Source organism: Arthrobacter sp. AFG7.2 (assembly GCF_002892835.1).
Classification (GTDB): domain Bacteria; phylum Actinomycetota; class Actinomycetes; order Actinomycetales; family Micrococcaceae; genus Arthrobacter.
This window is the reverse complement of sequence record NZ_PJMB01000010.1, coordinates 26072-47609: the sequence shown is the minus strand read 5'-3', so window position 1 is coordinate 47609 and position 21538 is coordinate 26072. Positions and strand designations below refer to the sequence as shown.

Here is a 21538-nt window from a genome sequence, read left to right as displayed (position 1 = left end):
CAGCAGGCTGCCTTTCAGCCGTCGCCAGAACCGTCCTCACGGGCGGCTTTGGCGGCGGCTTTCTGCACTACGGCATCCAGCTCATCGGAGGTCAGGAGCTCGCGGTGCAGGTGCTTGGTGCGGTAGCCCGCGCGGCCCACCATATGCGCGGAGACCGGCGCGGTGAGCAGCTGGAAGATCCAGGCCACAAACAGCACGGGCCACACCCACCAGGTCCGCATCTGCAGCCCGATGGAAGCCAGGAGCAGGAACAGCCCCAGCACCTGCGGCTTGGTGGCTGCGTGCATACGGCTCAGAAGGTCGGGGAAACGCAGCAGGCCGATGGCTGCGCCCAGTGACATGGTGGCCCCAACAATCATGAACACCGCGGACAGCATGTCAACCCAGGCATCCAGGCCGGTTGCATCAGGACTCATGGGGTTCCCTCCGGTCAGCCACGAACCTGGCCACCGTCACGGACCCGATAAAGCCAATGATCGAGATGGCCACCACCAGCATCAGGTTGTTCAAGTGCCTGTTGACGGCCATGTCCACACACAGCGCCCCGCCGAGGATGGCCAGCAGGACATCGGTGGCCAGCACCCGGTCCAGCAGTGACGGGCCGCGGGAGATCCTGACAATCGCGCCGGCGGCAGCGAGTGAGAAGATCACGGCAGTAACAGCCAAAACGATCTGCATCATGCGGCCGCCTCCATTCGTACAGCTTCGAGCTCTTCCCTGGTGCCCATGATCCTGATCAGCCCCGCTTCGATGGACCGCACCTCGTCTTTCAGGTTCTGGACTTCCTCCGGGGAGCTGATGTTGAGCGCGTGCAGGTACAGGGTGGATGTTGACCGGTCCACCTCAACCACCAGCGAACCCGGAATCAGCGAGATGACGTGCCCTGTGGCGGTCACCAGCAGGTCCTGGTGGCTGCGAAGCGTGACTGCGACGACGGCGTTGGTCACCTTGGGGCCCTTCGTAATGGCCAGGAACAGGAGCTGCGCGCTGGCAACCACCACCTTGGCCAGGAAAACGAGCGCGAAGGGAACCGCGTAGAGGATGTTGAAGCGGCCGCTCAATTCCACCGGCGGAAGGTAGAACAGCCGTGCAACGGCAACTGACAGCAGCGCTCCGAAGAGAAGGTTGCCCGGGCTGAAGTCCTGCCACAGGGCACCCCACACAACGACGAGCCACACCAGGAGCGGCAGCTCCTGGCGCAGGGAAATGCGTCGGCGGCTCATTTTCCTCCTCCTGCAGTCACGATCAGCGGAACCTCGGTGTCCTCACCCAGGACTGCCTGGATGTACGAGGACCTGTCCAGCATGTCCTGCGCGGCCTGGTCCGAGACCGTGAACAGCGGCCCGGCAAAGACGGTCAGCGCCACGCCCAGGACCACCAGCCCCACGGTGGAACCCACCATGGTGCGCGGCAGCAAGGTCACGGTGTTCGCTTTGGCTCCGGGCCCGGTGGCCCGCCCGGCAGGGGGTGCCAGCAGCACGGGATCCGGATGTTCGGCGTCGGAGGGCCTGCGCCAGAAGGCGCGGTTCCAGACCCTGGCCACCGCAAGCAGTGTCAGCAGGCTGGTCACCACGCCGCCGATCACCAGGGCGTACGCCAGCGGTGTTCCCAGCTCAACGCCGGCCTGCATAAGACCCACCTTCCCCAGGAAACCGGAGAACGGCGGGATCCCGGCCAGGTTCATGGCGGGCACGAAGAACAGCAGTGCCAGCAGCGGCGAGAGCTTGGCCAGGCCGCCCAGCCGGTCCACCGAGGAGCTGCCGCCCCGGCGTTCAATCAGGCCGGTCACCAGGAAGAGGCTGGTCTGGATGGTGATGTGGTGAGCCACGTAGAACACGGCGGCCCCGAGTCCTGCAACGGAGGACATCGCCAGGCCGAACACCATGTAGCCAATGTGGCTGACAAGGGTGAAGGAGAGCAGACGTTTTATGTCGCTTTGCGCCAGGGCGCCCAAAATTCCCACCACCATGGTCAGCAGCGCCGCCACCATCAACGGCGTGTTCAACGAGTCCCCGGGGAACAGCAGCGTCTCGGTCCGCACCATGGCATAGACGCCCACTTTGGTGAGCAGGCCCGCGAACACCGCAGTGACCGGGGCAGGTGCGGTGGGGTAGGAGTCCGGCAGCCAGAAGGACAGGGGGAAGACGGCGGCCTTGATGCCGAACGCCACCAGCAGCATGACGTGCAGGAGAGTCCTGGTACCTTGGTCCAGCTCACCGAGCTTGATGGCCAGGTCCGCCATGGTGATCGTTCCGGTTGCCCCGTACACCATGGCGATGGAGATCAGGAACAGCACGGAGGACACTACGGACACCACCACGTACGTGACGCCTGCGCGGATGCGGGGCCCGGTGCCGCCCAGCGTCATCAGCACGTAGCTTGCCGTCAGCAGGATCTCGAAACCCACGTACAGGTTGAAGAGATCCCCGGACAGGAAGGCATTGGAGACTCCGGCCACCAGGATCAGATACGTGGGGTGGAAGATCGAGACCGGCGCATCCTGGTCGCCGTCGGCCATTCCCTGGCCGGTGGCGTACACCAGGACGGCAAGGCTCACTGCCGAGGAGACCACCAGCATCAGGGAGGAGAACTGGTCCACCACCAGCACGATGCCCCAGGGCGGCAGCCAGCCGCCGATGGTGACAGCAACCGTGCCGCCATCCCAGACGGAGGCCAGCAGGACACACTCAAGCAGGAGTGTGAGGGACAGCAATGCAATGCTGACGGCGCGCTGGGCGCGGGTGTGCCGGATGAGCAGGAAGGTCAGGGCGGCGCCCAGGATGGGGAGTAAGACGGCGAGCGGGGCGAGGCTTGCGAGGTTCATTGTCCGCCTCCTTCCGGCCCGGGGGCCACATTGGTGGAGCCGGGTTTTTCTTCCGCAGCGGCCTGCTCGGCGCTGATTTCACGTCCGCCGGCCATGAGTGTTGCCCCGCCGGTGCCGTGTCCGCCCTCCGGGCTTGCTTCCCCGCCGGCCGTCGCGGAGCCGCCGCCGCTGCGGTGGGCCGGATGGTTGGAGACGCTGTAGCCGTCGGTCCCCAGCATGGTGAGCGGGAACTCCGAGGTTTCAGCGGGGATCTCGGCGTCGTCCTCCGCGTCGAAGCTCGGCGTTTCAGCAACCCGGAGGTCTTCCACGTCATCCTGGATCTCGTCGCGTCGCGCCAGCACCCAGGTGCGGTAGATGATGCCGAGCATAAAGGAAGTAACCGCAAAGGAGATGACGATGGACGTCAGGATCAACGCCTGCGGAAGAGGGTCGCTGTAATCCTGGGCGGCAACGTCCTTTGAGTACAGCGGCGCCAGTCCGGCGTAGCCGCCGGTGGCCAGGATCAGCAGGTTGGTGGCGTTGGCCAGGAGCATCAGGCCCAGCAGTACGCGGGTCAGGCTGCGCTCGAGGACCAGGTAAATGCCGCAGGCATACAGCGCTCCCATGACGAGGAGGAGGGTCAGGTTTACACTCATGCTTGGCCCTTTCCGGTGGTCTCGGCAGCAACGCCTTCGGGCTCTTGCCCTGGTGCGGAAGCTCCGGAGGGTGTGTTCCCGGCGGAATCCGGCTCCTCCAGGGCCCCGTCGCCGTGGCGGGCGACGGACCGGTTTTCGACGTGTTCGTCGATTTCGGCGCCAAGGCTCCGCAGGACGTCCAGCACCAGGCCCACCACCACGATGTACACGCCGATATCGAAAATGGTGGAGGTGACGAACTTGATGTCGCCGAACACCGGCAGCCATAGCTCGATGATGGCGGTCTGGAAGACCTGGCCGCCCAGAAGCAGCGGCACTGCCCCGGACGCCGCAGCCACGGCCAGCCCGATCCCCAGCAGCGCTCCTGCGCTCACCGGTGTGGCTTCGCGGAGTTCGAAGCGGCCGCCGGCCAGGTACCGGATGGTCAGGGCGAGGCCGGCTGTCAGGCCGCCGGCAAAGCCGCCGCCTGGCAGGTTGTGTCCGGCCAGCAGCAGGTACAGCGAGAACATGATCATGGAGTGGAAGATCAGCCGCGTGACCACCTCGAAAATGATGGACCGGCGCTCGGGGGCAAGGGTGCGGCCCGCCACGATCCATGCATCGCGTGCAGAGGCAGCAAACTTTCGGCTGACAGCGAGGGCCGCAGCGTCGCGGGTACCAGGGTCGACGCCCCGGCGGCGGCCCACAGTTCCCTCAGCAACAGTGGCGGAGTTCAGGATCTTGTCGCCGCGTCCACGGACGAAGATCAGGCTCGCCACACCGGTGGCGGCCAGCGCCAGGACAGTGATCTCACCGAAGGTGTCCCAGGCGCGGATGTCCACGAGGGTCACGTTGACGATGTTAAGCCCCCCGCCGCCCTCATAGGCGAGGCGGGGAAACTCCAGCGAAACAGGCGTTGCAATCCGTGCCCCCATGGCATAAATCGCAGCGAAGACCATGGTGACGCCGAATCCCAAACCAATGATCACGCGGACCACACGGTACTTGCCGCCCGTGCGGTCGCGGAGTTCCGGCGGCAGGCTGCGCATCGCCAGCACGAAAGCCACCAGGATGATGGTTTCCACCAGCATCTGCGTCAGGGCCAGGTCCGGGGCGCCCTGCAGCGCGAACATCAGCGCGATGCCGTACCCGGTGACGGAAACCATCAGGACCGCCAGGAACCGCTTATTGGCCTTGACCGCTGCGAGGGCGCCGATCACGATCCCGGCGCCCACCACGAGCTGGAGCGGGGAACCCGGGTCTATGAGGTAGATGCCGTCCGGGAGCGGCTTGCCGGCTACCAGGATGGCGGACAGCGGCAGGACAAAGGCGACGCTGAGGATGACCGCCAAGTAGTAGTACAGGGAGCCGCGCTGCGTGCGGCCGGTGATCCACACCGCTGCGTCGTCCAGCCCGCCGATGGTGTACTGGTACGCCTTGTCCCCGTCCACCCATGGCGGCACCAGGGACTGCGCCCGCGAGACCGCGTCGCGGCCAAAGTACATCGCCAGGCCCAGCACGAACGTGAGGGCCGTCAGGCCCAGTGCCGGCGTGAAACCATGCCACAACGCGAGGTGGCCGGCCTGGTCAGCGGCCGATCCGGCGTCGGGAGCGGTGGAGGCGAACAATGCGGCGTACGGCTGGATCCACGAATCGACTGGAACCGGCCACAGCCCGTAGATGACCGTCAGGAGGCTGAGGACCGCCGGCGCCGCCAGGAACGAAGGCCTGATTGCTTTGAACGGCGTGGTCTCCACGCCTGGCTTGACGGCAAAAGCACCCCACATAAAGCGCGCGCTGTAGGCGAAGGTGAGGACGGAGCCCAGGACCAGCCCGGCAAGGACCACCATTCCCCAGACCCCGGCGTCGGGATCGCCCGCGTGGTGGACAAAAGCCTCCAGCACAGATTCCTTGGCCACGAAGCCGCCCAACAGGGGAACTCCTGCCATTGATGCCGCGCCAATGCCGGCCACCACGCCCAGCGCCCGGGAGGAACGGAAAACCCCGGACAGCTTGCGTACATCGCGCGTTCCGGATTGGTGGTCGATGATCCCCACCACCAGGAAGAGGGTGGCCTTGAAGAGTCCGTGGGCCAGGAGCATCGCCAGCCCCGCGAGCGCCGCGTCGGGGGTACTAAGGCCCACCACCATGGTCAGGAAGCCCAGCTGGCTGACGGTACCGTAGGCGAGGATGAGCTTGATGTCTGTCTGGCGCAAGGCCCGGTAGCCGCCCACCAGCATGGTGGCCAGGCCCAGTCCCAGCACTACGGGCTGCCAGTAGGCCGTCTCCGAAAAGCCGGGAGCGAGCCGGGCAACCAGGTAGATGCCGGCTTTGACCATGGCTGCGGCGTGCAGGTAAGCGCTGACGGGGGTCGGCGCGGCCATGGCGCCGGGGAGCCAGAAGTGGAAGGGCACCAGGGCGGACTTGGTGATGGCGCCCACCAGTATAAGGACGACGGCGGCTCCCACCATCGAAGCGGAGGCTCCGCCGGCGAGGGCCGGCGCCTGCTCCAGGATGCTGGAAATCCGGTAGGTGCCGGCAGCCTGGCCGAGCATGATCAGGCCCACCAGCATGGCCAGTCCGCCTGCCGTGGTGACCATCAGCGCCTGCAGAGCGGACCGGCGCGCAGCCAGCCTGGTGCGGGCGAAACCTATCAGGAGGTAGGACAGGATTGTGGTGAGTTCCCAGAAGATGAACAGCAGCAGCAGGTCATCCGCCACCACCAGCCCAAACATCGCCCCGGCAAAGGCCAGCAGTTGGGCACCGAACCCGCCAAGGTCCTGGTCATCTTTCTTGAAGTACCTGGCACAGTAGACCAGGACCAGTGAGCCGACGCCCAGCACCAGCAGGGACATGACCCAGGCCAGGGCATCCATACGGAAAGCAAGCTCGAGTTTGAGCCCGGGAATCCACGGGACTGTTTCGCTGACGGAGCCGGCCCCCGAGTAGATCGGGCCATGCTGCAGCAGCAGCCAGGCAAAGGACGCAGCAGGAACAGCCGCCAGTGCATAGAACGCGTTGCGGCCCCAGGCCCTGAACAGGAAAGGCGCCAGGACAGCCACCGAAAAGAGCACGGCAAGGACTGTTATCACTGGTATCTCCGCAACGTCAGGGATTCGATTGTCAAAGTTGGAGCAGGCGGTTTATTCGTTAGGTCCGGGAGGATCCAGTTTATCAAGGCTTGGGCGCCCGCCTCTCCGCTTAACCCGCAACACCGCACGCAAATCCGGTCCTCCCGGGGGTTCCCTCCGCCTCATGTTCGCGCTGGGCGGATACGATGCACCATATGAACAGCGCCAGCGCTTTAGGGGCAACGCCGCCGTCCTCGGACCTGGAAGCCGGGACCCGGGGCACCAGCAAGGGCCGCATCCTGGCCTGGGCGTCATGGGACTGGGGATCGGCGGCTTTCAACGCGGTCATGACCACGTTCGTCTTCACCGTGTACCTCACTTCCAACGCCTTCGGCGGCGAAGACCGGGCCTCGGCGGTCCTGGGAACTGCCCTGGCCATTGCCGGCCTGACGATTGCCCTGCTGGCACCGGTCACCGGTCAGCGCTCCGACGCAGGCGGCCGCCGCAAGCTGTGGCTGGGAGTCAACACGGCCGCCGTCGCCCTCCTGACCGCTTTGTGCTTCTTCGTGTTCCCGCAGCCGGAATTCCTGCTGCTTGGGGTGTCCCTGATAGCCCTGGGCAATGTGTTTTTCGAGTTCGCCGGCGTCAACTACAACGCCATGCTCGCCCAGATATCCACGCCGCAAAACATTGGCAGGGTCAGCGGATTCGGCTGGGGGGCGGGCTACCTTGGCGGCATCGTCGCCCTGCTGATCGTTCTGCAGCTGTTCGTCCAGCCGAGCTTCGACTGGTTCGGTTCGTCCACGCAGGAGAGCCTGAACATCCGGCTGGTGGCGGTCTTTTCCGCCCTCTGGTTCTTCATCTTCGCCCTCCCGGTACTGTTCGCCGTCCCCGAGCTTCCGCGTTCCAGCCAGGCGAAGCGGCTTGGCTTCCTGGCAAGTTACGGGCTGTTGATACGGCGGATCAAGGCCATCTACGCCACCAGTCCGCACACCATCTACTTCCTGCTGGCCAGCGCCATTTTCCGTGACGGCCTGGCTGCAGTCTTTACCTTCGGCGGAATCATCGCGGCAGGGACCTTTGGCTTTGAGCTGCCCCAGGTGATTTTCTTCGCCATTTTCGGCAACGTTGTGGCAGCTGTCGGTGCCGTGGCCGGCGGGTTCCTGGACGACCGGATCGGCCCCAAGCGCGTGATTATCGGCTCGCTGGCGGGCCTCCTCATCGCCGGCACGTTCATCCTGGTGCTCGGCAACGGCGACTACGTTTTCCTGGGCCTCGCCTGGGCCGGCAGCACCACGTTCTGGGTGTTCGGGCTCTTCCTCTGCCTGTTCGTGGGACCTGCGCAGTCCTCATCGCGCGCCTACCTGGCAAGACTGGCCCCGCACGGCGAGTCAGGTGAACTGTTCGGCCTCTACGCCACCACCGGCCGCGCCGTCAGCTTCCTGGCACCGGCGCTCTTCACCCTGAGCATCACCGTCGCTGCCCAGTTCGTTGCACCAGGCGAGGCACAGCGCTGGGGCATCCTGGGCATCATGGTGGTACTCCTCGCCGGGCTGCTGGTCCTGCTGCCGGTGAAGTCACCGGACAAGGCACCCATCGCAGTGGTTCCTTCCGCCTGACAACGGGCAGCGTGCTGCGTTTGCCCCAAGTGCTGCTGCGTCTCCCCCAGGTGCTGCTGCATCTTTCCCAAGTGCTGGAGCGCATGGGGCGGAAGGTGCCGCAGCAGTCCGCTGACACTCTTGACGCCCTCATGTTATCGATCACATAATAGTGATCGATAACATGAAAGCTTTCAATGACGAGGAGCACCCGACCATGGATCAGGCCCACCACCGCCCGCGTGCAGGAATTATCGGTACTGGCGGCATTGCCCATGCCCACGCAGAGGCCTTGAGGCTGGCCGGGGCCGAGCTGGTCGTGGCGGTAGATATTGACCAGGACAGGGCAGTAGCCTTCGCGGACAAGATGGGCTTCGCCCACACCGCCTCCAGCGTGGCTGCTGCCGCGGAACTGCAGCTTGACCTCGTTGCCGTCTGCACACCGCCGTCGTCGCATGCACCCCTGGCCCTTGAAGCGCTGGCGCTCGGCATGAACGTCGTACTGGAGAAACCACCGGCCCTGTCCCTGCGCCAACTGCAGGAGCTCCAGGAGGCGGAACAGATCACGGGCAAGCGGGTGAGCTGCATCTTCCAGCACCGTTTCGGCACGGGCGCCCGCCGGCTGGCGGACCTGCAGGAGTCCGGCGCCCTGGGCAACCCGTTGACCGGTTTCTGCAACACGCTGTGGTTCCGGAACCAGGAGTACTTTGACGTTCCGTGGCGCGGCCAATGGGACGTCGAGGGCGGCGGGCCCACTATGGGGCACGGAATCCACCAGTTCGATCTGCTTCTCCACCTCTGGGGCCCGTGGCAGGAAGTTACTGCGTTCGCAGGAAAACTTGCCCGCCGGACGGAAACCGAGGACGTTTCAACCGCCATCGTGCGGTTTGAATCCGGCGCGCTGAGTACGGTCATCAACTCCGTCATCTCACCCCGCGAAACCTCCCAGTTGCGGTTCGACTACGAGAACGCAACTGTGGAACTGGAACACCTTTATGGCTATGACGACTCCAACTGGCGCTTCACCCCGGCACCCGGCCAGGAACATCTGGCGGATGCATGGACGGACGGGGCAGCCGGTACAGCCAGCGGCCACTCCGCCCAGTATGAGCAAATCATCGAGGCCGTCCGCTCCGGGGCAGTGCCTCCTGTCACCTTGGCCGAGGCCTACCCCACCATGGAACTGGCGGCAGCAATTTACGCATCCGCCATCACCGGCAAGACGGTGCGCCGCGGCGGGATCACCGAAGAAGACCCGTTCTTTGACCGTGCCGACGGCCGGCTGGAACCCTGGAAACTGGAAGAGAGCAACGCATGAGCGCCACTGCCGGAACAACTGCTGCCAAAGCCCCCACACACCAGCTGACGTGGACGGACGATGGCGCCGCCGTCGTCGTCTCCCTTGACGGCGTGGACGTGCTCACCTATACCTACGCCGCGGACGACCCACAGGCGGAGTCACCCCGGCCGTACTTCCATCCCGTCCGCACCCGGAGCGGGGACCTGGTCAGCGCCTACCGTCCGCACGACCATGTGTGGCACAAGGGCATCGCCTGGTCCCTCCCGCACCTTGGCCCCGACAACTTCTGGGGCGGGCCCAGCTACCGTCGCGGCCAGGACTACCAGTGGCTTCCCAACAACGGTGCCATGCGGCACCAGGAGCGGGTGCAGGCAGCGGACGACGGCGCCACCTTCCGTTTCGCGCACAGGCTTCAGTGGGTGACCCAGCAGGGGTCGCTCGTGGTTGAGGAGGACCGGTCCTTCCAGGTGGTGCCGGGAGCGGATTCCAGCTACACCCTGGTGTTTGCGACAGCCATGACCAATGTTTCCGGGGAGGACATCCACATCGGCTCGCCCACCACCGAGGGGCGCGAGAACGCCGGGTACGGTGGCTTGTTCTGGCGCGGCCCCCGGTCCTTCGCCGGGGGAACCATCATGGGTCCCGGCGGTGCCACCGGCGAGGAGCTGCGCGGCAAGCGTGCCCCCTGGCTTTCCTTCGTGGGGCAGCATGACGAAACCTGCCGCTTCTCAACAGTGGTCATGGTTGATGATCCTGCCAGCGGGCACCAGGAGCCGGAGTGGTTCGCCCGGTCTGAACCGTTCGCATGCATGGGCCCTGCCCCGTTCTTCAGCGAGGAAGTCCTGTTCCGGCCGGGGTCCACCATTCGCTTCCGGTACGGCGTCGTGATTGCGGATGGCACGTCTGACGAAGCCAGGGCAGAAGCACTGGCAACCGCCGGCCGCGAGGCACTGGCCCAGGTGCCGTCGTCGCCGGCAGGACCACGAACGGCCAGCCAGTGAACGCACGGGGAATCCAGCCGCCTCCAATTCCGGGTTTCCCCGGCGGCACTGCAGTCACCGGGCTGCGCGTCTATGACTGGGAATCCGCTGACGGCCTGTGCGGCGGTTCCCCGCATCTGCATACGGTGTCGTCTGAGGCCTACCTGGTCTCCGGTGGAACCGGCCAGGTGCACACCATGTCGATGGCCGGGATCGAGGAACACCAGCTGGCCGCGGGTTCGCTGGTGTGGTTCAGCCCGGGTACCGTGCACCGGCTGGTGAACACGGACGGGCTCACGCTCCACGTGATCATGTCCAACGCCGGCCTGCCGGAAGCCGGCGACGCCGTCCTGACCTTTCCGGACCGCATCCTTCAGCACCCGGAACTGTATGCGGAGCATGCCGTCCTGCCGCAGGACGCGGACGAAACAGTCCTGGCGGCGGCGGCACGGAGGCGGCGGGACCTCGCCCTGGAAGGATACGCCGAGCTGCATACATCTCTGCTGCAGGAGGGACCAAGGGCACTGGAGGCCTTCCATCGCGCAGCTGCCCGCCTGGTCCGGCCGCGGGTCGGCCGCTGGAAGGAGCTGTGGGCAGCAAACGTCGAAAGCCAGGTGAAGGCGACGGAGGAGGCGCTCGAGCAACTTGCCAACGGCTCCGCCGCCCCCCTGGCTGGTGCAGCCGTCGCCAGGGCCGAACAGCGCGCAGGCGAAGGGTTTGGAATGTGCGGGCGCCTCACCAGGTGGGAGGATTCAAGGCTGTGACGGAAGGCCCGGCCCCCGCACGGACGTCGGCCCGCGCAGCCACCATTTACGAGGTGGCCCGGTTGGCGGGGGTCTCGCACCAGACCGTCTCGCGGTACATGGCGGACCGGTCAAAGCTGAGGGCTGCCACCTCCGAAAAGGTGGAACGTGCCATGGCCGAACTGAAGTACACCCCCAACCTCACGGCCCGCTCACTCCGGACCAAGGGCACCTACCGGCTCCTGGCCCTGGTACCGGGTTCCTCCCCGTACTTTCCGTCCCGGATGCTGAGTGGAGCTGCCACCACAGCACAGGCAGCCGGCTACCAGCTGGACGTCGTCGCATTGGAGGGCACCGGTCCGGAGCGGACGGAACGGCTCCGGCGGATCCTGGACGGCGGCCCGTTTGCGGGGGCATTGTCCTTCGTGCCCATTTCCGGTCCGGATCTCCTGCAGGCGCAGGAGCGCATTCCAGTTGTTGTAGCCGGCGACTATGACGATCAGATGCGCGGCCAGGGAAGGATCTCCGACGGCTCTGCGGCCCGGGCCATCGTCGCCCACATTGCCGCCCTTGGCCATCACCGCATTGCCCATATAGCGGGACCCCAGGAATGGCCTGCGGCCCGGAACCGCCTGGCCGTCTACCGCAGGGCAGTGCAGGAGGCCGGCCTGGAGGACTGCGGGTCAGCGGAAGCGGACTGGAGCGCAGCCTCGGGCTATGCAGCCGCGAATGCCCTGCTCACCGGCCCGTCCTTCACGGCCATATTTGCCGCCAACGACCAGTTGGCCATCGGCGCCATCCGCGCCCTTCACGATCGCGGTTTAAGGGTTCCTGCCGATGTCAGCGTCGTGGGGTGGGATGACCACCCCGAGTCCGCCTTCCTTATCCCGTCGCTGACCACCGTCCACATGGACCTGGAGGCCCAGGGCAGCCGCAGCATGGAGCAGCTTCTTGTTGCGCTGAAGCCCGGGGGAACGCCCTTGCCGGAGCCTGGCCCCACGGGCATGCGGCTGGTCCTGCGCGAATCGTCCGGAGCAGCACCCATTCCGGCCGCAACAGGGGCAGGGCAGACTAGTCTGGAACCATGAACGTGGATGAGACGAACCTGCCCGGTTTGGGCCGGCGCAAGGATTTCATAACAGCCTCAGGCCGCCGGATCGGCGTTGTGGAACTGCGTGAGGGCCAGACGGAACTCATAGTGTCGGCCTGGGACGATCCCGATACCTGCCAGGCCTCGATCCCCCTCACCAGCGAGGAGGCGGCCACCCTCGGCAATCTCCTGGGCGGGCAACACCTGGCCATGAAACTGACGGAAGAGCATAAGGACGTACCGGGAATCGTCACCCGCCAGTTTTCCATAGCACCGGGGTCCCCGTTCCAAAACCAGCCCATGGGCAAGGCCTGCATCCGCACACGGTGCGGCGTCTCCATCGTCGCCATCATGCGGGAAGGTGAGGTGCTCCCGTCGCCGGGTCCCGACGTCGTCCTTCACACCGGCGACCTTCTGGTGGCGGTGGGTACCCAGGAGGGCCTGGACGCGGCGGCCCATATCCTGCGTAACGGATAAACGGGGTGGACCCGTTGGCCCTGACCCTCATCGAATTGGGGGCCGTTGTGTTCTGCCTTGGCCTGTTGGCCAGGCTGGCCGGACGGATCGGAATGTCACCCATCCCGCTCTACCTCCTGGGCGGGCTCGCCTTCGGTGCCGGCGGCATCGTCAAGCTCGAGGGCATGCACGAGTTTGCGCACCTCTCCGGTGAAATCGGCGTTATCCTGCTGCTTCTTATGCTCGGACTGGAATATACGGCAGCGGAGCTTTTCACGGGCCTGCGGCGGTCCTGGCAGGCCGGGGTCCTGGACCTGGTCCTGAACTTCCTGCCGGGCGCTGCCCTTGCCTACCTGCTGGGCTGGGGCGGCGTGGGCGCGATGGTGATGGGCGGCGTCACCTACATCTCCTCATCGGGCATCGCAGCCAAGGTCATTACGGACTTGGGCCGGCTGGGTAACCGGGAAACGCCGGTGGTGCTGTCCATCCTGGTGTTCGAGGACCTGGCCATGGCGATTTATCTTCCCGTGCTGACCACAATCCTCGCCGGCGTCAGCTTCCTCGGCGGCCTCACCAGCGTGGGCATCGCGCTGGCGGTAGTGAGCGTGGTCCTGATGGTGGCCCTGCGGCACGGGCACCACGTGTCCAAGGCCGTCCACAGCGAAAACTCGGAAGTGTTCCTCCTGAATGTGCTCGGCGCTGCACTGCTGGTGGCCGGCGTAGCCTCGGCCATGCAGGTTTCGGCGGCGGTGGGCGCGTTCCTGCTCGGCATTGCAATTTCAGGGGCCACCGCCCACAACGCCACCCGCATCCTTGAGCCGCTGCGGGACCTGTTCGCAGCCATCTTCTTTGTGGCGTTCGGCCTGAATACAGATCCTTCATCAATTCCGCCGGTGCTGGGCTGGGCCCTGGTGCTGGCCGTAATCACCGCCGGCACCAAGATGGTCACCGGCATTTGGGCAGCGAAACGAGTGGGCATTGCCCGGCCGGGCCGGCTGCGTGCCGGCGCCACCCTCATAGCCCGCGGCGAATTCTCCATCGTCATCGCGGGGCTTGCGGTCGCCTCCGGCGCGGTGACAGCCGAACTGGCAGCCCTCGCAACCGCGTACGTCCTGCTCATGGCTGTCGTGGGTCCGCTGGCGGCCCGGTTTGTGGAGCCTCTGCTCAAGGCAGTACTGCCGCCTTCAGGCGTGATTGCCAAGGTCTAACCGCCGGCTCAGCGTCAACAGGCGGGCTGCTGCCGCCCCTAGATCCGGGTGCGGTGGAAGTTGAGGTGGCTGCGGCTGGCAGTCGGACCGCGCTGGCCCTGGTAGCGGTTGCCGTACTCGCCAGAGCCGTACGGATGCTCCGCAGAGGATGACAGCCTGAAGAAACAAAGCTGGCCGATCTTCATGCCCGGCCACAGCTTAATGGGCAGGGTGGCCATATTGGAGAGTTCCAGGGTGACGTGGCCGGAAAAGCCGGGGTCGATAAAGCCTGCGGTGGAGTGCGTCAGGAGGCCCAGCCGGCCCAGGGAGGATTTGCCCTCAAGGCGGGCCGCGATGTCGTCCGGCAGTGTGACCGTTTCGTACGTGGACCCCAGGACGAACTCCCCCGGGTGCAGGATGAACGGCTCGTCCTGCTCCACTTCCACAAGGCGGGTAAGCTCCGGCTGTTCCTCCGCCGGGTCGATGTGCGCGTACTTGTGGTTATCGAAGAGACGGAAGAACTTGTCGATCCGGACATCCACGGAGGACGGCTGAACCATCGCCGGATCGTACGGCTCAAGAACGATCCGCTGGGAGTCTATTTCGGCACGAATATCGCGGTCAGAGATCAGCACCGTCCCAAATTACCGTATGGCCAATCCTGATCGGTTATCCACAGCAACATTCTTTCGTTGTTGCTGAAGTCTTCTGGGGCTAATGTTGCAGCAGTGATTCAGGCGCCGGATGGTCTCCCGGATGGCCCAACAGAGCTGGGGATGTTGTGAATAGATTGGTCGCGCCCTCTTTTATTGGCGTGCTCGTGGCTTTAGCGCTGGTCTCCTCGTCGGCGGGCACGCCCCCCGTGCCGGCTGCAGGGGTGCCGGTCAGTGTGCGGGGGCAAGGCAGCGTCACCCTGGGCCCTTCGTCCGTGACTGACGGCGGGATCTCCCCGTCCGGCGCGGAGTCCGGCACGTCCGCGCTCACGCCCGCCGTGGAACCTGATATCCGGCCGGCTTCGCCCACGCAACCGTTGGCAGCCGAACCCCTGGCACCTGCACCCGCAACCGTCCCCCCAGCTGAAACCGTCCCTGCGCCCACAGCGGCACCCGGACCGGCCCCCACAACTGCACCATCAGTTGAGGCCACAGCACCCGCTCCCGTTGCGCCGGCTCCGGAGCCGGCACCGGACGTTCCCTCCATCCCCCCTCTCTGGGCACCGGATGAGGAACTGGCTTCTCCATCAGCCCCGCGTACCGCCGCTCCGGAATCACTGCCCCCCGTTGCCTCCTCTGAGGCCCTGATTTCGCAAAGCAACGCCGCGGCGGTCCTGACTGTGTTCAACAGGATTAACGAATACCGGAGCTCCAAGGGCCTGAAACCGGTGAAATACAACGCCACGGTGGCTGGCCTGGCACAGGATTGGTCGGACAACATCGCATCCCGCGAGGTCATTGAGCACCGCGCAAGTTTCTGGACTGACCCCCGGGCACTTAGCCCGAACAACGGCGCCGGCGAAGTCATTGCCATCCGCACGGACCGGGACGCCGCACTGCTGGTGGAATGGTGGAAAGGATCCCCCGGCCATAACGCCATGCTCCTCGACCCGCGCTTCAACGTCATGGGTGCCGGGATCAGCTACACGGACCGGACGTACCAGATCTGGGGCGTTGTAAACTTCTTCGGCTACACCACCCTTCCCGCCGGCACTACCGACTCCCCCGGCGGCACTGGGCCCGGCACCGCCTTCCCGGCGCCGGCCCCGACGATGTGCAGCGCTCCGGGCCGGCATATGCCGCCCACGCTGGACCTCTCCGCCGCAGCCATCAAGGGTCCCGGAGATGTTGTGACCGTCGACTCCTCCGGCCAGCTCCTGGCCCGGGCGGCCATCGGGTCCCGCACCTTTGCCGCGGCACGGGTGATCGGTTCAGGCTTTGCGGGCGCGAAAGAAGTGTTCACCACCGATTGGGACCGCGACGGCGCTTTTGACCTCGTGACGCAATGGACCAGCGGCAACCTGACCCTGCACCGCGGCCTTGCCGCCGGCGGGTTCCAGTCGCCCGTCACACTCGGAAGCGGAGGTTGGGAAACACTCACCCTGGCCGTCGGCGGATGGTGCGCCAACAACAGGCTCCCGCAGATCCTTGCCTTGGATGGAGCCGGCAGCCTCTACCTGTATCCCAACAAGGGCACGGGCGATTTGTCCGCACGTGGGTTTGTAGGCTCCGTAGGCGCGGCCCGGAAGATTTCCATGGTTGATTACGACGCCGATGGGTTCCAGGACGTCCTGGCGCTGCGGACCGACGGCTCAGTCCAGCTCCATCGCGGCTGGGGCACCATCACATTGCGGGCTGAAGCACGCGCCACGGTTGCCACCGGCTGGGGTGACGTTACGGGCATCAGGCCGCTCCGGGATGTCACCGGCCTGAACTCCACGGGACTGGCGCTGCGACGGGCGTCGGATGTGGTGCAGTACTGGGACCTGACCTCCGGAAGCCTCATGGCGCCGTCGGCCATTCCCGGGCCTTGGTCGGGGCAGCGGCTGGCACACTAACAGGCGCTGCCGGCAAACCCGGCCGCTGGAGCAACAGTGCTAAAGGGCCGGCTGGAGCTCCAGGACGTCCCTCAACCGCTCGATCTGGACCACGTCGGAGCAGACGCTCCGCTGCAGCATCGTATTCAGGAATCCCAGCTTGTGCAGGAACCCGAACCGGCCCTCAGGCCGGGCGTGGAGGGCAAAACGGACGCGGGTTCCGGCGGGTTCGGAGCTGAGGTAGTAGCCTCCGGCACGCTGGCCCAGCCCGGAGGTGACCTGGAACTGGATTTCGGCGCCGGGCCGGGCCTGGGTGATTTCCAGCTCCGCAGGAATGCTGAGCCCCGAGCGGCCGGCCACCATTTTCCGGTACAGAGCGCCTTTGGATGCGGAGGCGCCGTGCAGCAGTTTGACGCTCCGCACGGTGTCGCGCCAGTCCGGAAGATTGGTGGCATCGAGCAGATACAGATACACGGCCATGGCGTCGCGCCGGATGAGGACCTCGTGCTCTGCAAATGCCATCGGGATCTTTCTGTGGTTGACGTCAGGCTGCCGCAGTGGCTGCGTCCCCCGGCATCGCAGCCACCCGGTTTAGGTTAGCCAGCGCTCTCTGCGCCCGCCTAGCCAGAGCCGGGGACGTTATTGAAGAGTTACTGGATGACGCGGCCCGGCCCGGACACACGGAGCCCGGGCGGTTCCTGGACGGTGCACGCAGACATCTGCGCTAAGCTATGTTCTGCCCCTCCACAGCGGGGCACTGCGGCTGTAGCTCAATGGTAGAGCGCTAGCTTCCCAAGCTTGATACGCGGGTTCGATTCCCGTCAGCCGCTCCACGCCTGCAGCGGGACAACCAGGCACCCGGAGGCCGTTAGGTGCCTGCGTGTATGGTCAGAGGTCAGGAACCTCTTCGGTTCCGCTACAGGAGCAACTCATGGCTGACAAGTCCCCGCGTCAAGCAGCATCCAAAAAATCCGGCAAGTCCATCAAGGAAAAGCGCGCAGACAAAAAGGCCGCTTCCGCGCCGGCCAGCTCACTGGACACAACATCCAGCAAGGCCGCCAAAAAGAAGTGACGGGCGCCGGAGAAGAAATTGACCCTGGGCGTTCTGGCCTCCACGCGTAAGCCCGACGAGCGCCGGCTCCCCATCCATCCGCTGCACTTCGAGCGCATCGCGCCCGAAGTCCGCCGGCAGATCATTGTGGAGAACGGCTACGGCGAGCGCTTCGGCGTCCCGGACTCGCATCTTTCCGCCCTGGTGGGCAGGATGGCGGGCCGGGCCGAACTTCTGGCGGAGGCCGACGTCGTCCTCCTGCCGAAGCCGCAACCCGAGGATCTGGCCGAGCTGCGCGACGGCCAGGTCCTGTGGGGCTGGCCGCACTGCGTCCAGGACCGCGCCATCACCCAGCTGGCCATCGACAAGAAGCTGACGCTCATCGCCTTCGAGGCCATGAACCACTGGGCCAGCGACGGCGGCTTCGGCCTGCACGTCTTCCACAAGAACAATGAACTGGCAGGGTACTGCTCAGTCCTGCATGCGCTCGCGCTGACCGGGTCCACCGGTGTTTACGGGCGTCGGCTGAGCGCTGTAGTCATCGGTTTCGGCGCTACAGCCCGCGGCGCCGTGACCGCACTGAACGCGCATGGCGTCCACGACGTCCAGGTGCTGACCAACCGCGGCGTCGCCGCCGTCGGAGCCCCCATTCATTCGGTCACCATCGTCCAGTTTGATCACGACGACGAAGCGCCCTTCCTGAGCCAGGTCATCACCGAGCGGGGCCGGGTGCCGCTGGCGCCGTTCCTGGCCGAGAGCGACATCGTGGTCAACTGCACCCTGCAGGATCCCAACAGCCCGCTGACGTACCTGCAGACCGAGGATCTGGCGGCCTTCACACCGGGAAGCCTGATCGTGGACGTCTCCTGCGACGAGGGCATGGGCTTCAGCTGGGCAAGGTCCACTACGTTCGCGGATCCGATGTTCAGCGTCGGTGACCATATCAACTACTACGCGGTGGACCACAGCCCGTCCTACCTCTGGAACTCCTCCACGTGGGAGATCAGCCAGGCCCTGCTTCCATTCCTGGAAACAGTCATCAATGGCCCGGAGGCGTGGGCCGGGAACGACACCATCACCCGGGCCATCGAGATTCGCGACGGCGTAGTCTGCAACAAGGATGTCCTGGAGTTCCAGAAGCGCGAAGAGGCGTATCCGCATGCGGTGCTGTAGTACCTGACCTTGGGCTACGCGGCGGCCCGCCGGACGATCCGTACGGGCTGCCGCCGGTCCTTGAAATCCACCCGCAGCAACAGTGAACCCTTGCGCGCAAGGATCACCGCAACCGTAAGGGCTGCGAGCGCAGGCACGCCGCCGGACACCAGGAGGGCTGTGTGCGGTCCGGCATGTTCTGCGATCCAGCCGAGCATGGGCCCGCCAATTGCCTGCCCGCCGATCAGCACCATGATGTAGAGGCTCATTACCCTGCCCCTGATGCCCATGTTGGAACTGATCTGGACCAGCTGGTTGGACCCTGTCAGGAACATGAGGCACCAGAATCCGGACAGCACCATCACGGCGCCGAACACCAGCATGGACGGCGCCAGCGCGGCCAGGCACAGCATGGCCCCGTACATTCCGGCGCAGAACACCACCGAGCGCAGCCGGAGCTGCCGGCGCCTCGTTGACGCCACCGCACCGGCGAGTGCACCAAGTGCCACGAGGGCGTTCAGGAGGCCGTAACCCCCGGCACCGATATGGAACACGTGGTCCGCGAAGGCGGCAAGCACCACGGGCAGCCCCATGGCAAAAACAGCGATGAAGCCTGCCATCAGCCATGGCCAGTAGATGGTGGGTTTGCTCAGTGCGTAGCGCAGTCCTTCCCGCAGCATCCCCTTGCTCTTGGGGGTGGGCGCACTCAGTAACAACTGGACCTTGCGCAGGATGAACAGCATGGCCACGGTGGTACAGCATGCGAAAGCATTGCCGGCAAACGCCCACCCCGCCCCTACTGCCGTCAGCATCCATCCCGCCAGCGCCGGCCCGATCAAACCGCCCAGCTGAAACGTGGTGGAGTTGACGCTGATGGCGTTGCGCAGGTATTTCGGGCCCACGAGCTCGTTGACGAACACCTGCCGGGCCGGCTGGTCAAGCACGGTCACCAAACCGAGCACAAAGGCGATCAGGTAGACGTGCCAGACCTCAACAGTCCCCGTCAGTGCAAGAATCGCGAGCGCGGCGGCCAGGACGGCAGCCATACTTTGGCACAGGATCAGGATCTTCCGTTTGGCGAACCTGTCCGCCACCATGCCGCCCCACGGCCCCAGCAGAAGCGAAGGCAGGAACTGTAGTGCAACGGTGATTCCCACGGCAGTAACGGAGCCGGAAAGTTGCAGGACCATCCAGTCCTGGGCGATGCGCTGCATCCAGATGGCGATGACGGCAATGAAGTGGCCAATCGCGAAGATGCGGAAGTTGGGAACGCTCAGCGAGATGAACGTGTGTTTCCAGGGCAGGCGTTCGCTGACGACGGCGATGGGCTGGGTTTGGTTGTCCGGGGGCTGGGAGCCTGCAGTATCGACGACGGGTTGGGTAGCGGTTGCCGATGACGGCGGTGGGGGTGCCACAGGTATGTCCTCACAGTGCGTACGATCCGGGATGTGCTTAACGCTAGGCTGGGGCACGGGATTATGGAGACGTATCATCCCTATAACTCGTATTGCAGACTGCAATGCCGCGTTGTCCGAACTGATGCCCCACGGAGTCCAGAGTGTTTGAACCAGCCCAGTTGCGCTCCTTCCTCGCCGTCGCAGAAACGCTCAGCTTCACCAAGGCGGCAGAGCGGCTGGGCCTGGCGCAGCCCACCGTGAGCCAGCATGTCCGGAAACTGGAGGCGGCAGCCAGGAGGGTCCTGGTCAGCAGGGATACACGGGATGTCCGGCTTACGGACAACGGGGACGCCATGGCCGGGTTCGCCCGGAACATCCTGGCTGCGCACGATTCCGCTTCCCGTTACTTCTCCGGTTCAGCAATGCGCGGAAGGCTGCGGTTCGGTACTGCCGATGATCTGGCCATCACTGGCCTGCCGCGGATCCTGCGGGAGTTCCGGCAGATCTATCCGCAGATCAACCTGGAACTGACGGTGGGCCAAAGCGACCAGCTGTACCGAAAGCTCAATGCGGGCCAGCTGGACCTGGTGTTCGTGAAATGGGTGGCCGGGGCCAAGGACGGAACGGTGGTCCAGCACGATTCGTTTTCCTGGGTGGGGCTGGAGCAGACAATGCTGGACCCGGCGGCGCCCGTTCCGCTGATCGCCTACCCCTCCCCCAGCCTGAGCCGGAAACTGGCCATTGATGCCCTCGAGTCCCATGGCAGGACCTGGCGGATCACCTGCACCACCCGGCAAATCAGTGGTGTGCTGGCGGCCGTGCGGGCGGGCATCGGCGTGGCGGTCATGCCGACGTCGCTCGTCCCGGAAGACCTGAAAATCATCACAAGGCGGTTCGACCTGCCCGCGGTGGGCGACGTGGACTTCACCCTGATCCGCAACCCGCTGGCAAACGCGGAGGTCATTGACGCGCTCACACAGTCCATCGTCGGCAGGACAATCAACCGCGAAGCATAACGCCGGAGCTGGGAAGTTTTGGGGAAGCCATACCGATGCTTCCATTGATTGCAGAAGGTTGCATCCCCTATGCTGACTTTCTAGGGTCAAGCAGCTGGCCGGGTTCTCAAACACGAGCATTCCTGCATGCCAGGATTCCGCGCTCGGGACAGGCAGCCAATGACGACAGCCAGGAACACCCATTTCAGCCCGGCCCACGCGCGCCCGCACAACACTGCGCGGCCGCCGGCCACCCGCCGCTCCACCCTCGGCTCCGGGATCGCAACAACCGATACCGGCTACGTGGGCAAACCTACCTGCGACACGTGCCGCACTGACGAATTCGTATACCTGGAGTCCTATATCCCGCCGACATACCGGCGCGACGGTTCCGTTGCTTCCTTGGGCGAAGTCGCTTACACGTGCACCCGTTGCGAGGACTTCTCCGCGCACAGCGTCCCGGCAACCTGGACACCACCCGGGTGGTATCTGGGCTGACGCCGGGGAAAACCAGCACGCAGCAGTAAGGCCGGGCGGCCACCGGAAAGGT

General features: G+C 65.3%; 21 protein-coding genes and 1 tRNA gene. 13 read left to right on the top strand and 9 right to left on the bottom strand.

Annotated features, from left to right (window positions below; genetic code table 11):
• Positions 1 to 14: 14 nt before the first annotated feature.
• Genes mnhG through CXX84_RS15730 form a run of 6 tightly spaced genes read right to left on the bottom strand, consistent with a single transcriptional unit; the run spans position 15 to position 6530 of the window.
• Positions 15 to 416 carry a monovalent cation/H(+) antiporter subunit G gene (gene mnhG / locus CXX84_RS15755; protein ID WP_102977668.1) on the bottom strand — a complete coding sequence of 134 codons (402 nt, stop codon included), beginning with the start codon at positions 414 to 416 and terminating at the stop codon, positions 15 to 17.
• A complete protein-coding gene (locus CXX84_RS15750; RefSeq protein ID WP_102977667.1) occupies positions 406 to 681 on the bottom strand; it encodes a monovalent cation/H+ antiporter complex subunit F in 276 nt (91 codons plus the stop codon). Before CXX84_RS15750 ends, mnhG begins: the two co-directional genes overlap by 11 nt.
• The gene (locus CXX84_RS15745) at positions 678 to 1223 is read right to left on the bottom strand and encodes a Na+/H+ antiporter subunit E (RefSeq protein WP_102977666.1); all 546 of its coding nucleotides are present in this window, start codon (positions 1221 to 1223) and stop codon (positions 678 to 680) included. The genes CXX84_RS15750 and CXX84_RS15745 overlap by 4 nt, the downstream gene beginning before the upstream one ends.
• Positions 1220 to 2824, bottom strand: coding sequence for a Na+/H+ antiporter subunit D (locus CXX84_RS15740; RefSeq protein WP_102977665.1), 1605 nt, complete (start codon positions 2822 to 2824; stop codon positions 1220 to 1222). Before CXX84_RS15740 ends, CXX84_RS15745 begins: the two co-directional genes overlap by 4 nt.
• The gene (locus tag CXX84_RS15735; protein ID WP_102977664.1) at positions 2821 to 3459 is read right to left on the bottom strand and encodes a Na(+)/H(+) antiporter subunit C; all 639 of its coding nucleotides are present in this window, start codon (positions 3457 to 3459) and stop codon (positions 2821 to 2823) included. Before CXX84_RS15735 ends, CXX84_RS15740 begins: the two co-directional genes overlap by 4 nt.
• Positions 3456 to 6530, bottom strand: a complete 3075-nt coding sequence (locus tag CXX84_RS15730) for a Na+/H+ antiporter subunit A (protein ID WP_102977663.1) — start codon at positions 6528 to 6530, stop codon at positions 3456 to 3458. The genes CXX84_RS15735 and CXX84_RS15730 overlap by 4 nt, the downstream gene beginning before the upstream one ends.
• A gap of 194 nt (positions 6531 to 6724) precedes the next feature.
• On the opposite strand from CXX84_RS15730, the gene CXX84_RS15725 reads away from it, so the two are divergent.
• The 7 genes from CXX84_RS15725 to CXX84_RS15695 all read left to right on the top strand — a co-directional run bounded on the left by CXX84_RS15725 (position 6725) and on the right by CXX84_RS15695 (position 13884).
• Positions 6725 to 8128, top strand: a complete 1404-nt coding sequence (locus CXX84_RS15725) for an MFS transporter (protein ID WP_102977662.1) — start codon at positions 6725 to 6727, stop codon at positions 8126 to 8128.
• 163 nt (positions 8129 to 8291) lie between these two features.
• Positions 8292 to 9425, top strand: a complete 1134-nt coding sequence (locus CXX84_RS15720; protein ID WP_223253120.1) for a Gfo/Idh/MocA family protein — start codon at positions 8292 to 8294, stop codon at positions 9423 to 9425.
• Positions 9422 to 10408: a PmoA family protein gene (locus tag CXX84_RS15715; RefSeq protein ID WP_102977661.1), complete on the top strand. Its 987-nt coding sequence runs from the start codon at positions 9422 to 9424 to the stop codon at positions 10406 to 10408. The genes CXX84_RS15720 and CXX84_RS15715 overlap by 4 nt, the downstream gene beginning before the upstream one ends.
• Positions 10405 to 11151: a cupin domain-containing protein gene (locus tag CXX84_RS15710; protein ID WP_223253119.1), complete on the top strand. Its 747-nt coding sequence runs from the start codon at positions 10405 to 10407 to the stop codon at positions 11149 to 11151. Before CXX84_RS15715 ends, CXX84_RS15710 begins: the two co-directional genes overlap by 4 nt.
• Positions 11148 to 12218, top strand: coding sequence for a LacI family DNA-binding transcriptional regulator (locus CXX84_RS15705; protein WP_189337622.1), 1071 nt, complete (start codon positions 11148 to 11150; stop codon positions 12216 to 12218). The genes CXX84_RS15710 and CXX84_RS15705 overlap by 4 nt, the downstream gene beginning before the upstream one ends.
• The gene (locus CXX84_RS15700) at positions 12215 to 12697 is read left to right on the top strand and encodes a cation:proton antiporter regulatory subunit (RefSeq protein ID WP_102977659.1); all 483 of its coding nucleotides are present in this window, start codon (positions 12215 to 12217) and stop codon (positions 12695 to 12697) included. Before CXX84_RS15705 ends, CXX84_RS15700 begins: the two co-directional genes overlap by 4 nt.
• 5 nt (positions 12698 to 12702) lie before the next feature.
• Positions 12703 to 13884: a cation:proton antiporter gene (locus CXX84_RS15695; RefSeq protein WP_102977658.1), complete on the top strand. Its 1182-nt coding sequence runs from the start codon at positions 12703 to 12705 to the stop codon at positions 13882 to 13884.
• A 38-nt stretch (positions 13885 to 13922) separates the two neighbouring features.
• On the opposite strand, the gene dcd is transcribed toward CXX84_RS15695, so the two are convergent.
• Positions 13923 to 14498, bottom strand: a complete 576-nt coding sequence (gene dcd / locus CXX84_RS15690) for a dCTP deaminase (protein WP_102977657.1) — start codon at positions 14496 to 14498, stop codon at positions 13923 to 13925.
• A gap of 185 nt (positions 14499 to 14683) precedes the next feature.
• Between dcd and CXX84_RS15685 the strand changes: the two genes are divergently transcribed.
• On the top strand, positions 14684 to 16414 hold the full coding sequence (locus tag CXX84_RS15685) for a CAP domain-containing protein (protein ID WP_223253118.1): 1731 nt from the start codon (positions 14684 to 14686) through the stop codon (positions 16412 to 16414).
• Between the two features lie 39 nt (positions 16415 to 16453).
• Here the strand turns inward: CXX84_RS15685 and CXX84_RS15680 are convergent, their stop codons facing one another.
• Entirely contained in the window at positions 16454 to 16915 is a 462-nt protein-coding gene (locus CXX84_RS15680) for an SRPBCC family protein (RefSeq protein ID WP_102977656.1), read from the bottom strand.
• Between the two features lie 237 nt (positions 16916 to 17152).
• Here CXX84_RS15680 and CXX84_RS15675 point away from each other — a divergent pair.
• From CXX84_RS15675 to CXX84_RS15670, 3 genes are all read left to right on the top strand, one after another.
• Positions 17153 to 17226, top strand: a tRNA-Gly gene (locus CXX84_RS15675).
• Between the two features lie 98 nt (positions 17227 to 17324).
• The gene (locus CXX84_RS19165; protein ID WP_189337621.1) at positions 17325 to 17465 is read left to right on the top strand and encodes a hypothetical protein; all 141 of its coding nucleotides are present in this window, start codon (positions 17325 to 17327) and stop codon (positions 17463 to 17465) included.
• Between the two features lie 18 nt (positions 17466 to 17483).
• Positions 17484 to 18617, top strand: a complete 1134-nt coding sequence (locus tag CXX84_RS15670) for a N(5)-(carboxyethyl)ornithine synthase (protein WP_102977655.1) — start codon at positions 17484 to 17486, stop codon at positions 18615 to 18617.
• Positions 18618 to 18631: 14 nt separating this feature from the next.
• On the opposite strand, the gene CXX84_RS15665 is transcribed toward CXX84_RS15670, so the two are convergent.
• On the bottom strand, positions 18632 to 20011 hold the full coding sequence (locus CXX84_RS15665; RefSeq protein ID WP_102977654.1) for an MFS transporter: 1380 nt from the start codon (positions 20009 to 20011) through the stop codon (positions 18632 to 18634).
• A 143-nt stretch (positions 20012 to 20154) separates the two neighbouring features.
• Here CXX84_RS15665 and CXX84_RS15660 point away from each other — a divergent pair, with 143 nt between their 5' ends.
• Positions 20155 to 21009, top strand: coding sequence for a LysR family transcriptional regulator (locus CXX84_RS15660; protein ID WP_102977653.1), 855 nt, complete (start codon positions 20155 to 20157; stop codon positions 21007 to 21009).
• Between the two features lie 159 nt (positions 21010 to 21168).
• Positions 21169 to 21486, top strand: a complete 318-nt coding sequence (locus tag CXX84_RS15655) for a hypothetical protein (RefSeq protein ID WP_102977652.1) — start codon at positions 21169 to 21171, stop codon at positions 21484 to 21486.
• Positions 21487 to 21538 lie beyond the last annotated feature (52 nt).